This is a genomic window from Actinospica sp., from assembly GCF_035552695.1.
Taxonomy (GTDB): domain Bacteria; phylum Actinomycetota; class Actinomycetes; order Streptomycetales; family Catenulisporaceae; genus Actinospica.
The window spans coordinates 19965-34579 of record NZ_DASZKT010000249.1 but is presented as its reverse complement, the minus strand read 5'-3'; the positions used below and the strand labels follow the sequence as shown (position 1 = coordinate 34579).

Sequence of the window (14615 nt, the reverse complement as noted above, 5' to 3'; positions counted from 1 at the left end):
GAAAATGGCGAACTACACCGCCGCCGACATCAAGCGGCTGCGCGAGCAGACCGCGGCCGGCATGCTCGACGTCAAGAAGGCTCTCGACGAGTCCGACGGCGACTTCGACAAGGCCGCCGAGTACCTCCGGGTCAAGGGCCTCAAGGGCGTGACCAAGCGCGAGGGCCGCACGGCCAGCAACGGCCTGGTCACCGCGCAGATCAGCGAGGACGGCAGCAAGGGCACCCTGCTCGAGCTGGCCTGCGAGACGGACTTCGTCGCCAAGGGCGACCGGTTCCAGCAGGTGGCCGCCGAGCTGCTCGCGCACGTTGTGGCCACCGGCCCGGCCGAGGTCCCGTCGCTGCTCGCGACGACGTTCCCGACCAGCGGCAAGACCGTCCAGGAGTTCGTGGACGAGGCGAACGCGACGCTCGGCGAGAAGATCGAACTGCGTCGCACCGCCACCCTTGAGGGCGGCTACGTCGGCGTGTACCTGCACAAGACCTCGCCGGACCTGCCGGCCCAGGTCGGCGTGCTGGTTCAGCTGGACAAGGCGAACGCGGTGGCGGCGAAGGACGTGGCCCAGCACATCGCCGCGTTCGCGCCGACCTACCTGTCCCGCGACGAGGTTCCGGCCGACATCGTGGCGAACGAGCGGCGGCTGGCCGAGGAGACCTCCCGCGAGGAGGGCAAGCCGGAGGCCGCGCTGCCGAAGATCGTCGAGGGCCGGGTCAACGGCTTCTTCAAGGACAACGTCGTGCTCGAGCAGGCGTTCGCCAAGGACCCGAAGAAGACGGTCGCCAAGGTCCTCGAGGAGGCCGGCGTGACACTGCGGGCCTTCGCCCGCTTCCGCGTCGGGGTCTGATCCGAGCCACGAGGGGCGGTTCCGTGTGAGGTGGCGATCTGCACCCACACGGAGCCGCCCTTCCGTGCGAGAAGCCGAAAAACCGAGCCAGGAGGCCGAGCGTGCCGGAAGAACTCGACAAATCCCCGTACAAGCGCGTCCTGCTGAAGCTGTCCGGGGAGGTGTTCGGCGGCGGCAAGGTCGGCGTCGATCCTGACGTGGTGCAGTCGATCGCCCGGCAGATCGCCGACGCCCAGCGCGCCACCGGGACGCAGATCGCGGTGGTGGTCGGCGGCGGCAACTTCTTCCGCGGTGCCGAGCTCAAGAACCGCGGCATGGAACAAGCCCGCGGCGACTACATGGGCATGCTCGGCACCGTGATGAACTGCCTGGCCCTGCAGGACTTCCTGGAGAAGCAGGGCGTGGAGACGCGAGTGCAGACCGCGATCAGCATGGCCCAGGTGGCCGAGCCCTATATCCCCCGCAAGGCCATCCGGCACCTGGAGAAGGGGCGCGTGGTGATCTTCGGCGCGGGCGTAGGAATGCCCTTCTTCACCACGGACACCACGGCCGCCCAGCGCGCGCTGGAGATCGGCGCCGAGGTGGTGCTGATGGCCAAGCAGGGCGTGGACGGCATCTACGACTCGGACCCGAAGTCGAACCCGAACGCGCACCGCTTCGACGTGATCGACCCGCGCGAGTTCCTGGTGCGCGGCCTGAAGGTGATCGACGCCGCGGCCATCTCGCTGTGCGGCGACAACAAGCTGCCGCTGCTGGCCTTCGAATTGGAGACCGAGGGCAACATCGGCCGCGCCGTCGCCGGCGAGAAGATCGGTACCCTGGTGTGCCGTGTCGACGACGTCGACGCGCAGTAGCGTGAGCCCTGCAGCACCTTAGTCTTAGCCCAAATCAAGCAGAACCGGATGTAGGGAGCCGTGATGATCGACGAGACCCTCCTCGAGGCCGAGGAGAAGATGGACAAGGCTGTGTCCGTGGCCAAGGAGGACTTCGCCGGCATCCGCACCGGCCGGGCCACCCCGGCGATGTTCAACAAGATCATGGTGGACTACTACGGCACGATGACGCCGGTCCCGCAGATGGCCACGATCCAGGCGCCGGAGCCGCGGATGGCCACGATCGCCGTCTACGACAAGACCTCGCTGGCCGCGGTGGAGAAGGCGATCCGCGACTCCGACCTCGGCGTGAACCCGTCGAACGACGGCAACCTGATCCGGGTGCTCTTCCCGCAGCTGACCGAGGAGCGCCGCCGGGACTACATCAAGCTCGCCAAGTCCAAGGGCGAGGACGCCAAGGTGTCGGTGCGCAACATCCGGCGGCACGCCAAGGAGGCCATCGACAAGCTGGTCAAGGACGGCGAGGTCGGCGAGGACGACGGGCGCCGCGCCGAGAAGGAACTCGACGACCTGACCGCCAAGCACACGGCCAAGGTCGACGACCTGCTCAAGCACAAGGAAGCCGAACTGCTCGAGGTGTGATCGGTGCGGCGGGGGTGGCTGTCGGCGGGTTTCGGGTCCGCGGGCTGCTCGAGCCGTGAGCGCGGAGGCGGTGTAGCCTTCCTGCGGCGATGATCCTGGGCGAGGATTGTGCCCAAGAGAGTGAATAGAGAAAGTGGGCGGGCTGATGACGAATGCCGTGAAGCGGAGGGAGCAGCCCGTGGCGGAGCCCAAGGCCACGGGCAAGGCCGGTCGCAACCTGCCCGCGGCCATCGGCGTCGGCCTGGGTCTCGCGGCGGTGATCGTCGCCTCGCTGCTGGTCCAGAAGGCCGCGTTCATCGGCGTGGTCGCGGTGGCCGTCATGTTCGCGCTCCGCGAGCTGAGCAACGCCCTCAAGGAGCGCGGCATCGTGCTCCCGCTGGTGCCGGCCTGCGTGGGCGGGCTCGGCATACTCGCCGCCGCCTACTTCTCCGGTGAGGGCGCGCTGGCCTCGGTGCTGGCGCTGACCGCGGTGGCGATCCTCGTCTGGCGGCTGGCCGACGGCGCCGAGGGCTACCTGCGGGACGCGACGGCCGGGATCCTCGCGGTCGTCTACGTCCCCTTTCTCGCGGGCTTCGCCGCGCTGCTGACCGCCGAGAACCGCGGCGACCTGCGGGTGCTGCTCTTCCTGCTCCTGGTGGCCTGCAACGACACCGGCGGCTACGCGGCCGGCGTGCTGATCGGCCGGCACCCGCTGGCGCCGAAGATCTCGCCGAAGAAGTCCTGGGAGGGCCTGATCGGCTCGCTGGTCGCGGCGGGCGCGGCGGGCGCGATCGGGATGCACCTGATGCTGCACGGCCAGTTCTGGCAGGGCGCGGTGACCGGGGCCGCGGTCGTGGCCAGCGCGACGCTCGGCGATCTGTGCGAGTCGATGATCAAGCGGGACCTCGGCATCAAGGACATGGGTCACCTGCTGCCCGGCCACGGCGGCATCATGGACCGGCTCGACTCGCTGCTGCCCACCGCTCCCGTCGTCTACCTGCTGCTCTCCGTCTTCCTCAAGAACTGAGGTCGTAGCCACCCCGCGGGTGATGGGACAATAACGGGATGAGCGCACAAAAGCCGGGGGTGTTGGTCTTCGAGGCCCCGCGTCGGGGCAAGCCCCCGCGTCACCTCGCCGACCTGACCCTCGCCGAGCGCAAGCAGGTGCTGACCGATGTCGGGCTGCCCGGGTTCCGCGCCGCCCAGCTGTCCAAGCACTACTTCGACCGGCTCGAGGACGACCCGCAGGGCTGGACGGACATCCCGTTGACCCAGCGCGAGCAGCTGCGGCAGGCGATGCTGCCCACGCTGATGACCCCGGTCCGCGAGCTGACGGCCGATCAGGGCACGACCCGCAAGACGCTCTGGAAGCTGCACGACGGCGCGCTCGTCGAGTCAGTGCTCATGCGCTATCCGGACCGCACCACGATGTGCGTCTCCTCGCAGGCCGGCTGCGGGATGAACTGCCCGTTCTGCGCCACCGGCCAGGCCGGGCTGACCCGCAACATGTCGACGGCCGAGATCGTCGAGCAGGTGGTCGCCGGCGCCCGTACGCTGGCCCGCGGCGAGGTGCCCGGCGGGCCCGGCCGGGTGTCCAACGTCGTGTTCATGGGCATGGGCGAGCCGCTGGCGAACTACAGGGCCGTGATCAGCGCCGTGCACCGGCTGATCGAGCCGGCGCCGGAGGGCCTCGGCATCTCGCAGCGCCACATCACCGTCTCCACGGTCGGCCTGGTCCCGGCGATCGAGCGGCTGACGGCCGAGAACCTGAACGTCACGCTGGCCGTCTCGCTGCACGCCCCGGACGACGAGCTGCGCGACGAACTCGTGCCGGTGAACACCCGCTGGAACGTCGGCGAGGTGCTCGGCGCGGCCTGGGACTACGCGGGACAGACCGGTCGGCGCGTGTCGATCGAGTACGCGCTGATCAAGGACATCAACGACCAGGCCTGGCGTGCCGACCTGCTCGGCAAGCGGCTCAAGGGCAAGCTCGTGCACGTCAACCTGATCCCGCTGAACCCGACGCCGGGCTCCAAGTGGACCGCCTCCCGGCCGGAGGACGAGGCCGCGTTCGTGCGCACGCTCCAGGCGCACGGCGTGCCGGTGACGGTCCGCGACACCCGGGGCCGGGAGATCGACGGCGCCTGCGGCCAGCTCGCCGCGCACGAGGACTGACCGGGGTGGGCATGGGGTTGAACGGCGGTATCCGGCACATCGTCTGGGACTGGAACGGCACTCTGTTCGACGATCAGCCGCTGGTCACGCGCTCGACCAACGCCTCGTTGAACGCCGTCGGCTTCCCGTCGCTCGGCGCCGACTGCTATCAGGACCTCTACCGTCGCCCGCTGCAGGACTTCTACGTCGCCATGGTCGGACGGGAGTTCACGGCCGAGGAGTGGGAGCGTGTCGAGGACGCCTTCAGCAAGACGTACTCCACCGGGATGCACGCGTGCGGCCTGACAGCCGACGCCCTCTTCGCGCTCGACTCGTGGGCGCCGTACTCCCAGTCGCTGCTGTCCATGTACGACCACGACAAGCTGATCCCGCTCGTCGACTCGTTCGGGCTCGCCGCGCGGCTGGCCCGGATCGACGGCCGTCCTCCCGAGCTGGACTACGGGCCGAAGACCAAGTACCTGGCCGCGCACCTGACCCAGCTTCAGACCGCCTACCCGGGGTTGGTTCCCGCGCGGGTGGCGCTGGTCGGCGACTGCGTGGACGACGCCATGGCCGCGCTGGAGGTCGGTGCGACGGCCGTGCTCTACACCGGCGGCTCGTCCAGTCGGAGCAACCTGGAGGCCGCCGGTCTCGGGCTGCCGGTGGTGGATTCGCTCACTGAGGCTGTGGAGCTGCTTCGCGACGGCCGAGCTTTGCGGCCATCCGCCTGAGTCCCGCGTAGCAGTCGGCAGAACGTTCGCTGCTGAGCACGGCCGTGAACGCGACCAGCAGCAGCACCGACAGCACCGCGGCGAACAGCCAGTTCCCGGACGAGTTCTTGATGGCGATCGCGAGCGGCGCCTGCTGGGGCAGCGCGCGGGCCACCGGGCCGTGCACCGCGGTGATCAGCGCCGTGCCGACGATCGCCCCTGCTGTGGGATACGCCAGCTGCTGGCTGATCGAGGTCGCCGTCGCGCTGCGCGTGTTGATCCGCGCCTGACGCAGTGCCAGGGCCGTTTCGCGGCGGCGCGAGCCGAGCGCAATCGCGCTCATCCACCACACCGGCAGTGCGGGCGCCGACAAGAACAGCAGGCTGAGCAGCGTCAGGCCGGGCACGTGGTCCGCTGCCAAACCCACGGCCAACGGCATCGCGAGGTACCCGCAGGACCCGGCGACCCAGGTGAGCATCCGCCGATCCTGGCGGTCCAGCGGTGGCAGGAAACGCCAGGCCAGCCACAGCAGCACGGGCAGCCGCGAGTTCTCCGGCGCCTCCTCGGGCCGCGCGTTCGCCGCGCTCACCGGACCGGTCCCAGCGGCAGGCCGAAGCTCGCGGCCTCGCCGGTCGACGCCAGCAGCGGCACGGCGACCGGCGGCGGGGTCGCGGGCATCGTGTCGGTGCGGCCGTCGGCGAGCTTGACGGTGCGGTTGAAGTACGCGGCCGTCATCGGGTCGCGGGTGAAGACGACGATCGCGGTGCCATGCGAGACGGCGATGGAGCGCAGGATCCGCGCGGTGGACTCGGCGGTCTGCACGGCCAGGTCGGCCAGCGGCTCGTCGGCCAACAGCACCACGGGGTCGCCGACCAGCGCGCGGGCCAATGCGGCGCGGCGCAGCACCGGCCTGGTCAGCCCGGCGGCCCGGCTCGAGGCGTGATCCTCTATCTCGAAGCGCTCCAGCCAGATCAGGGACCGCGCTATGGCCCGCGCGGAGCTCATCCCGGCCAGCCGCAGCGGCAGCGCGACGTTCTCGGCGACGGTGAGTTCCGGCAGCAGCCGGCAGGCCTGCGGGAGCACGCCGAACTGCCGCCGGAAGAAGGCCTGCCGCCGTTCGGCCGGGAGCACGTGCAGCGGCCGGCCGTTCGCCCACAGGCTGCCGGCGGTCGGCTCCAGCATGCCGCAGAGCAGCGCGAGCAGCGCCGACTTGCCCGAGCCGGCCTCGCCGAGGACGGCCACCGCCTCGCGTTCCCCGACGGCCAGATGGGTTCCGCGCAGCACCGAGCCGTCGGCCGGGAAAGTCAGGCCTACGGCGTTGAGGACGGGATTGTCCGAGGGAAGACTCACCCTCCCACTGTGCCCGAATCAGACGCCCGCTTCTCGCCGATTCGGGCCGAATTCATCCGATCTGACGATCTTCTCGCCTGGCGAGTGGCGGGGCTTCAGCTTCCCAGGAATCTGCCGAAGAGGGCCGCGCGGCGCGAGGGGCGGCCGGTGCGCGCCTCCTCGGAGTCCGCGCCGTCCATCACCCGCAGGCCCAGATTCGCGCCGAACCAGCGGAAGGGTTCGAACTCCCAGTTCGGCGAATGGTGGCCGACCCAGGGCAGCGTCGTCAGTTCGGTGCGCCGGCCGCGGACCAGGTCGGCGAGCGTACGCCCGGCCAGGTTGGCCGCGCCCACGCCGTCACCCACATAGCCGCCCGCCCACGCCAGCTTGGCCGCGCGGTCGAAGCCCACGGAGGCGAACCAGTCGCGCGGCACGCCGAGCGCGCCGCCCCACGTGTGGCTCACACGTACGTCGCGCAGCGTCGGGAACAGCTCGTCGAGCACCCGCTTGAGCTCGGCGTGCACGCGCGGGTGACTGTCGTAGCCCGGCTTGATCGAGGAGCCGAAGTGGTACGGCGCCCCACGGCCGCCGAAGGCGAAGCGGCCATCCGCCGTGCGCTGGCCGTAGATGATCAGATGCCGGCCGTCGGAGAACGTCTGACGCCTGTTCAGGCCGATCTCGGCCCACTGCTCGTCGGACAGCGGCTCGGTCGCCAGCATCAGCGAGTAGACCGGTGCGAGCGTGCGCTTGAAGCCCGAGATCGTCTTCGTGTAGCCCTCGGTCGCGCGTACGACGGTCTCCGCGCTGACTTTTCCGTGCGGGGTGCGCGCCTCGCCGTTCCAGATCGAGGTGACCGGCGTCCGCTCGTAGATCTGCACACCCATCCGCTCGACCACGTCGGCCAGGCCCCTGACCAGCAGTGCGGGTTGGATCGCCGCACAGTGCGGGGTGTACGTGGCGCCGAGCACGTCCGATGCGGCGAGTTCGGCCTTGGCTTCCTCGGCCGTCAGCAGGCGAAGATCCTCCTCGCCGAAGCCGTACTCCCGGAACTCGGCGATCTCCGCACGCGCCCGCTCGAGTTGGACCGGCGTGCGCGCCAGGACGATCGTGCCGCCCTTGGCGTAATGGCAGTCGATGCCCTCGGCCTCGGCGACGGCGCCGACCTCGTCCACGGTCTCGTTGAGCGTGCGCTGCAAGGCGATCGCGGCGTCGCGAGAACCGGCGACTTTGGCCACTTTGCCCAGGCTGGACGGGAACAGCGCCGAGCACCACCCGCCGTTGCGACCGGACGCGCCGAACCCCGCGTACTCGGATTCGAGCACGATGACGCGCAGCCCGGGGTCGGCCTTCTTCAGGTAGTACGCCGTCCACAGGCCGGTGTATCCGGCGCCGACGATGACGATGTCGGCGTCTCGGTCGCCCGGAAGCGCCGGTCGCGGAGTGACGGGGTGCGGCAGGGCATCGTGCCAGAAACTCGGTCCGGTCACGGCTACGCCTTCCAGCGGTGGATGTAGTCGGGTATCCGGGCGTACTCGGGCTTCAGATCCGTGGCGGGTACCGGGTCGCCGCACTGCCGGACCAGCGGCACGCGGCCGGCCCACACCGGCAGCGCGACGTCTTCCGCGTCGTCGTCCGGGCCGTCCGCGTTGATCTTCACCGAGCACTCGTCGAGGGGCAGTTCGAGCACTGCCGTGGCCCTCAGCTCCTGCGCGGAGGGCTTGCGGATCTCGTCCCAGCGCTCCGGCATCAGATGCTCGGTGATCAGCCGCAGGCCGAGCTCCTTGGACTTGCCGTGCAGCACGGTGCAGTGCCCGAGCACCATGACGCTGCGATAGTTCATGGAGGATTCGAAGGCCGAGCGCGCCAGCACCAGACCGTCGAGCAGCGTCACCGTGAAGCAGACCGGCGTGCCCGCGGCGCAGAGCCGGAACAGGCGGCTGGCGGCCGAGCCGTGCATGACCAGCGACTCGCCGTCGCGCGCGTACGCCACCGGGAGCGCGTACGGCTGACCGGTCTCGTCGGCCAGCGCGAGGTGGCCGAGCAGCCCGGCGTCGAGGACCTGATGGAGCGTCGAACGGTCGGTGACGGCGAGCTCGGGGATACGGCGGACCCGGGTCCGCTCGGTGGAACCCGGGTTCGCGAGCATTGCTTCCATGCTCATGCGCGGCCGGAACCCGGGTTCGCGAGCAGTGGCTGTGTTTCCATAAGAGTGCTTAGAGCCTCGTCCAGGCCTCGGTGAGCACCGAACGCAGGATCTGCTCGATCTCGTCGAACTGCTGCTGGTCGGAGATCAGCGGCGGGGCGAGCTGGACGACCGGGTCGCCGCGGTCGTCGGCGCGGCAGTACAGGCCCGCGTCGAACAGCGCCGTGGACAGGAAGCCGCGCAGCAGCCGCTCCGACTCGTCATCGTCGAACGTGGTCTTGGTGGCCTTGTCCTTGACGAGCTCGATGCCGTAGAAATACCCGTCACCGCGCACGTCGCCGACGATCGGCAGGTCGTGCAGCTTCTCCAGCGTGGACCGGAACGCGTGCTCGTTCTTGAGCACCTGCTCGTTGAGGCCCTCGCGCTCGAAGATGTCCAGGTTGGCCATGGCGACCGCGGCCGAGACCGGGTGGCCGCCGAAGGTGTAGCCGTGCGGGAAGTAGTTGTCGCCCTGGTAGAACGGAGCGGCGATGCGGTCGGAGATGATCGCGGCGCCGATCGGGGAGTAGCCCGAGGTCATGCCCTTGGCGCAGGTGATGATGTCCGGGACGTAGCCGAACTTGTCGCAGGCGAACATCGTGCCGAGCCGGCCGAAGGCGCAGATGACCTCGTCCGAGACGAGCAGCACGTCGTACTTGTCGCAGATCTCGCGCAGCCGCTGGAAGTACCCGGGCGGCGGCGGGAAGCAGCCGCCGGAGTTCTGCACCGGCTCGACGAACACGGCCGCGACGGTGTCCGGGCCCTCGGCCAGGATCGTCGCCTCGACCTGGTCCGCGGCCCAGCGGCCGAAGCGCTCGAGGTCCTGGCCGAGCTCGGGGACGCCGGAGATCTCCTCGGCGCGGTAGAAGTTCGTGTTCGGCACCTTGTGCGCGCCCGGGACCAGCGGCTCGAAGTACTTCTTGGCGTCCGGGATGCCGGTGATCGACAGGGCGCCGTGCGGGGTGCCGTGGTAGGCCACCGCGCGGCTGATCACCTTGTGCTTCATCGGCTTGCCGACCAGCTTGAAGTACTGCTTGGCCAGCTTCCAGGCGGTCTCGACCGCCTCGCCGCCGCCGGTGGTGAAGAAGACCTTGTTCAGGTCGCCCGGCGCGTACGCGGCGAGCCGGTCGGCCAGGTCGATCGCGTTGGGGTGCGCGTAGGACCAGACCGGGAAGAACGCCAGCTCCTTCGCCTGCTTCGCGGCGGCCTCGGCCAGCTCGGCGCGGCCGTGCCCGGCCTGCACGACGAACAGGCCGGCGAGACCGTCCAGGTACTTGCGGCCGTTCGCGTCCCAGATGTACGCCCCGTCGCCCTTGACGATCGTGGGCACCGGGCTGTCCTTGTAGGTGGACATCCGGGTGAAGTGCATCCAGAGATGGTCATAGGCCCGGCTGTCGCTGCTCACGGCGGCGCTGTCTGTCATCGCGTACCCCAGGTGTAGGTCTGTTTGTGCAGTTTCAGGTAGACGAAGGTCTCGGTGCTGCGAACCTGCGGGATCGCCCGGATCCGCTTGTTGATGACGTACAGGAGCTGGTCGTCGTCCTCCGCGACCACCTCGGCCATCAGGTCGAACGAGCCCGCGGTGGCGACGACGTAGTCGACTTCCTCCATGGCGGCCAGCGTCTCGGCCACCGGCTCGATATCACCCTCGCACCGAATGCCGATCATCGCCTGCCGGTTGAAGCCGACGGTGAGGGGGTCGGTGACCGCCACCACCTGCATCACTTCGGAATCGAGCAGACGCTGCACCCGTTGGCGCACCGCCGCCTCGGACAGCCCCACCGCTTTGGCGATCGTGGCGTAGGACCGCCGACCGTCCTGCTGGAGCTGTTCGATGATCGCCTTGGACACCGCGTCCAAGGACGCTCCCGGGTTCTTGCGCCGGGCCGCGCCGTCGATCGACACGTCATTCATCATGGGTGCTGTTCCCGTCGTTTGGCAAGGCCGATCCAATGGATTTCGTGTTTCGTGGCCATCATCACCACGGAATCCACAGGATCCGGGGTCTCGCCGAGTCTCGATATTCGGACTAGAGTGCTGTCGCAGAGCGACCTCACGACCTTCAGGAGAGCTGTATGGAGCCCCGCGTGCTGCGCAACATCGTCGGCGGCAAGCCCGTCGAGACTGCGGGCGGCAAGACCAGCGAGATCATCGACCCGGTCACCGAGCAGGTGATCGCCCTCGCGCCGGTGTCCAGCGCGGAGGATGTCGAGCACGCGCTGCGCACCGCCGCCGAGGCGTTCAAGGACTGGCGCCGGAGCACGCCCGCCGTACGCCAGCTGGCCCTGCTCAAGCTGGCCGACGCGGTGGAGGCGCGCGCGGACGAGTTCGCCGCCGTCGAGTCGCAGAACACCGGCAAGCCGCTGGGCCTGACCCGCTCGGAGGAGCTCACCCCCATTATCGACCAGCTGCGCTTCTTCGCCGGAGCCGCGCGGCTGCTCGAGGGCAGGGCGACGGGTGAGTACATGGAAGGCCACACCTCCTCGGTCCGGCGCGAGCCCGTGGGCGTGTGTGCCCAGGTCACGCCATGGAACTATCCGCTGCTGATGGCGATCTGGAAGATCGCCCCCGCGCTCGCGGCCGGCAACACCGTAGTGCTCAAGCCCTCGGACACCACGCCGATGTCCACGCTGCTGCTGGCCGAGGTCGCCCAGGAATTCTTCCCGGCCGGCGTGTTCAACGTCGTATGCGGCGACCGCGACACCGGCCGCGCGCTGGTGGAGAGCAGGATTCCGGCGATGGCGAGCATCACGGGCTCGGTCCGGGCCGGCATGGAGGTCGCGGCCTCCGCGGCCAAGGACGTCAAGCGCGTGCACCTCGAGCTCGGCGGCAAGGCCCCCTGCATCGTCTTCGAGGACGCGGATGTCGACGCGGCCGTCGAGGGCATCAGCGTCGCCGGCTACTTCAACGCCGGCCAGGACTGCACCGCCGCCACGCGCGTCCTGGTGCACGAGAGCGTGTACGACGCCTTCGTCGAGAAGCTCACCGCCGCCGCGGCCGACACCAAGACCGGCCGCCCGGACGACGAGGACGTGCTCTACGGCCCCCTCAACAACGCCAACCAGCTCGCCCGCGTCCAGGGCTTCATCGAGCGCCTGCCCGAGCACGCCGCGCTCAAGACCGGCGGCCACCGCGTCGGCGACACGGGGTACTTCTTCGCCCCCACGGTCGTCGCGGACCTGAAGCAGGACGACGAGATCATCCAGAACGAGGTCTTCGGCCCCGTCATCACCGTGCAGAAGTTCACTGACGACGAGCAGGCCCTCGAATGGGCCAACGGCGTCGAGTACGGCCTCGCCTCCTCGGTGTGGACCGGCTCCCACTCGCGCGCCCTGGCGTTCAGCCGCGACCTCGACTTCGGCTGCGTGTGGATCAACACCCACATCCCGCTTGTCGCCGAGATGCCGCACGGCGGCTTCGGCCACTCGGGCTACGGCAAGGACCTGTCGATGTACGGCTTCGAGGACTACACCCGCGTGAAGCACGTGATGTCGGCGATCTAGGAATGACCGAGGTCCGCTCCCGCTCAAGCGGGAGCGGGCCTGTTGACACTCAGTCAGTCGACTGTTAGAAATGGAAATCGCGGGGGCAACGGGGAAACGCGCTCCCGCATCAACAGGGGATAACAGGGGATTTACGACACGAGGCACGACTGTGCGGTTATCACGCATGTCGTCGACCTCGTTTGGGGGTATTAAGAAATGAGCGTCAAGCGCTCCGTTTTCGGCCTGCTCGGACTTCTGCTCGCGGTCGTGCTGGCGGCTTTCGCCGCCGCGCCGGCCAACGCGGCGACCGTCCAGGCCCACGTCTCCAGCAACGGCAATCACGTCCTGATTTTCCCGCCGGCTCCTCCCGGCGCCCGGTCGGCGGCGGTTCACCCGAACGTCGTCGCGCCGACGAGCTCTCCGGCGGTCACCACGGTCCACGGCGCCCCAGGATCCTCGTACACCTGCAACTCCGGGGATCTGTGCGCGGTGGTCTGGGACCCCACCACGTCCAGCTACGAGGCCTTCGTGTTCTACGTGTGCCAGCGGTACCACCTCGCGAACTGGTTCGGCGACGGAAACTACTTCGACAACCAGTCCTCCAGCGCACACACCTACTTCTACGGCTCCGGCGGCAACGTCCTTACTTCCTTCTATCCCCAGCGCACGAACATCGCGTACGACTGGGATCCGGTCTACTCGATCCGCAACTGCTAAGTGCGTAAACGCCGGCCCGGTGTTTATCTTCGGGCCGGCACCATGCGCACCGTGCTACCCTCGAAATCATGATCAGGACTTCCGCGCAGATGATGCCCCGTTCGCGGGGCTGCTGACGCACGGACGAATTTCGCATCCGAGGCCCCGAGACGGGGCCTTTCGTGTTTTCCCGGTCGGGTCCCGGCTCGCGGTCTCCGCATGAGACGGAGCAACCTATGACCGCATCACGGACCTACATCACGACGACGATCCCGTACGTCAACGCGCGTCCGCACCTCGGGTTCGCGTTGGAGCTCGTGCAGGCGGACGTGCTCGCGCGGCGGGCTCGGCAGCGCGGTGAGGATGTGCGGGCGCTGACGGGGACGGACGACAACTCGCTGAAGAACGTGCTGGCGGCGCGGGCGGAGGGCGTGCCGGTGCGGGAGCTCGTCGATCGCAACGCCGCCGCGTTCGAGGCGCTGCGTGAGCCGCTCGATCTCTCCTTCGACGACTTCATTCGCACGAGCAGCGATCCGCGTCACCGCAGCGGCGTCGAGCGGCTCTGGGAGCTGTGCGACGCGCGCGGCGACCTCTACCGGAAGCATTACTCCGGGCTCTATTGCGTTGGCTGCGAGCAGTTCTACGCACCCGAAGACCTGGTCGACGGGCGGTGTCCCGAGCACGGCACCGAGCCGCAGCTCGTGTCCGAGGAGAACTGGTTCTTCCGGCTCTCGCGGTACGCGGACCAGCTCAGGGAGCTGATCGGGAGCGGGCGACTGCGCATCGAACCGGCTTCGCGGCGCAACGAGATCTTGTCGCTCATCGACAGCGGGCTGCACGACTTCTCGGTCTCGCGCTCGCACAGTCGCGCGCACGGCTGGGGGATTCCGGTGCCCGGCGATCCGTCGCAGGTGGTCTACGTGTGGTGGGACGCGCTGGGGAACTACGTGACCAGCCTCGGCTTCGGGACCGACCATCCGGATTACGCGACGTGGTGGGGTGGGAGCGAGCGCCGCATTCATCTCGTGGGGAAGGGCGTGATCCGGTTTCACGCCGTGTACTGGCCCGCGATGCTGCTTTCGGCCGGGCTGCCGCTGCCGACCGAGATTCTGGTGCACGACTACCTCACCATCGACGGCCGCAAGATCAGCAAATCCAGTGGAGCTACGGCGGATCCGGCGCGGCTGGTCGCGCAGGCCGGGACGGACGCGGTGCGGTGGTGGCTGCTGCGCGAGGTACCGCGTGTGGGGGATGCGGACTTCACGCTGGAGCGGCTGGTCGAGCGGGCGAACGCCGAGCTGGCCGGGGGATTGGGGAACCTCGTGCATCGCACGATCACGATGATTCACAAGTACCGCGGGGGAGCGGTGCCGACCGCGAGCGGTGGCGGCGAGGCGCTCAAGAGCGCGTATGAGGAGGCGTCAGCAGCGATCGACGAGGCGCTTGATGACTTCGACTTCCGGCGTGCGACGTCGGCCGTTTGGCGGATCGTGGATGAGGCCAATCGGGCGATCGACGGCACGCGGCCCTGGGAGTTGGCCAGGGCCGAGCGCGACGGCGATCTTCTGGCGACGGAACGCCTCGATGCGGCACTGGCGGCCCTACACGCCGCGTGCGTAACTCTCGCGGCGAGCCTCACGCCGTTCCTGCCGTCGGCCGCGGAGCTGATCGCCGCCCAGTGCACGCCGGTCGACGGGGTGCTGCCACAGAGTGCTGCGTTGTTTCCCCGGATCGAGGTCTGATCGAGCTCTGATCGGCGTT

General features: G+C 69.1%; 15 protein-coding genes. 9 read left to right on the top strand and 6 right to left on the bottom strand.

The genetic code is table 11. The features are described from left to right. Positions 1 to 4: 4 nt before the first annotated feature. The 6 genes from tsf to VG296_RS28035 all read left to right on the top strand — a co-directional run bounded on the left by tsf (position 5) and on the right by VG296_RS28035 (position 5183). Positions 5 to 844: a translation elongation factor Ts gene (gene tsf / locus VG296_RS28060; RefSeq protein WP_325570945.1), complete on the top strand. Its 840-nt coding sequence runs from the start codon at positions 5 to 7 to the stop codon at positions 842 to 844. A 101-nt stretch (positions 845 to 945) separates the two neighbouring features. Then, positions 946 to 1698 carry a UMP kinase gene (gene pyrH / locus VG296_RS28055; RefSeq protein WP_325570943.1) on the top strand — a complete coding sequence of 251 codons (753 nt, stop codon included), beginning with the start codon at positions 946 to 948 and terminating at the stop codon, positions 1696 to 1698. Positions 1699 to 1761: 63 nt separating this feature from the next. Continuing rightward, complete coding sequence (gene frr / locus VG296_RS28050; RefSeq protein ID WP_325570941.1) at positions 1762 to 2319, top strand: ribosome recycling factor; 558 nt, start codon at positions 1762 to 1764, stop codon at positions 2317 to 2319. Between the two features lie 178 nt (positions 2320 to 2497). After that, complete coding sequence (locus VG296_RS28045; RefSeq protein WP_325570939.1) at positions 2498 to 3325, top strand: phosphatidate cytidylyltransferase; 828 nt, start codon at positions 2498 to 2500, stop codon at positions 3323 to 3325. Between the two features lie 38 nt (positions 3326 to 3363). Then, positions 3364 to 4473, top strand: a complete 1110-nt coding sequence (gene rlmN, locus VG296_RS28040; RefSeq protein WP_325570937.1) for a 23S rRNA (adenine(2503)-C(2))-methyltransferase RlmN — start codon at positions 3364 to 3366, stop codon at positions 4471 to 4473. A gap of 11 nt (positions 4474 to 4484) precedes the next feature. Next, positions 4485 to 5183 (top strand): HAD family hydrolase, encoded by a 699-nt coding sequence (locus VG296_RS28035; RefSeq protein WP_325571023.1) that lies wholly within the window; start codon positions 4485 to 4487, stop codon positions 5181 to 5183. Here the strand turns inward: VG296_RS28035 and VG296_RS28030 are convergent. From VG296_RS28030 to VG296_RS28005, 6 genes are all read right to left on the bottom strand, one after another. Next, entirely contained in the window at positions 5128 to 5751 is a 624-nt protein-coding gene (locus VG296_RS28030; protein WP_325570935.1) for a hypothetical protein, read from the bottom strand. The two genes, VG296_RS28035 and VG296_RS28030, sit on opposite strands and share 56 nt — an antisense overlap. Then, positions 5748 to 6512, bottom strand: a complete 765-nt coding sequence (locus VG296_RS28025) for an ATP-binding cassette domain-containing protein (protein ID WP_325570933.1) — start codon at positions 6510 to 6512, stop codon at positions 5748 to 5750. Before VG296_RS28025 ends, VG296_RS28030 begins: the two co-directional genes overlap by 4 nt. Before the next feature lie 95 nt (positions 6513 to 6607). After that, on the bottom strand, positions 6608 to 7978 hold the full coding sequence (locus VG296_RS28020; protein WP_325570931.1) for an FAD-binding oxidoreductase: 1371 nt from the start codon (positions 7976 to 7978) through the stop codon (positions 6608 to 6610). A gap of 2 nt (positions 7979 to 7980) precedes the next feature. Beyond that, on the bottom strand, positions 7981 to 8652 hold the full coding sequence (locus tag VG296_RS28015) for a pyridoxamine 5'-phosphate oxidase family protein (protein WP_325570929.1): 672 nt from the start codon (positions 8650 to 8652) through the stop codon (positions 7981 to 7983). A 52-nt stretch (positions 8653 to 8704) separates the two neighbouring features. Beyond that, a complete protein-coding gene (locus VG296_RS28010; protein ID WP_349259720.1) occupies positions 8705 to 10096 on the bottom strand; it encodes an aspartate aminotransferase family protein in 1392 nt (463 codons plus the stop codon). After that, entirely contained in the window at positions 10093 to 10587 is a 495-nt protein-coding gene (locus VG296_RS28005; RefSeq protein WP_349259721.1) for an Lrp/AsnC family transcriptional regulator, read from the bottom strand. Before VG296_RS28005 ends, VG296_RS28010 begins: the two co-directional genes overlap by 4 nt. Before the next feature lie 161 nt (positions 10588 to 10748). On the opposite strand from VG296_RS28005, the gene VG296_RS28000 reads away from it, so the two are divergent. From VG296_RS28000 to VG296_RS27990, 3 genes are all read left to right on the top strand, one after another. Beyond that, a complete protein-coding gene (locus VG296_RS28000; protein ID WP_325570925.1) occupies positions 10749 to 12176 on the top strand; it encodes a gamma-aminobutyraldehyde dehydrogenase in 1428 nt (475 codons plus the stop codon). A gap of 198 nt (positions 12177 to 12374) precedes the next feature. Next, complete coding sequence (locus VG296_RS27995; protein ID WP_325570923.1) at positions 12375 to 12875, top strand: hypothetical protein; 501 nt, start codon at positions 12375 to 12377, stop codon at positions 12873 to 12875. Positions 12876 to 13090: 215 nt separating this feature from the next. Continuing rightward, positions 13091 to 14596 (top strand): methionine--tRNA ligase, encoded by a 1506-nt coding sequence (locus VG296_RS27990; protein ID WP_325570921.1) that lies wholly within the window; start codon positions 13091 to 13093, stop codon positions 14594 to 14596. Positions 14597 to 14615 lie beyond the last annotated feature (19 nt).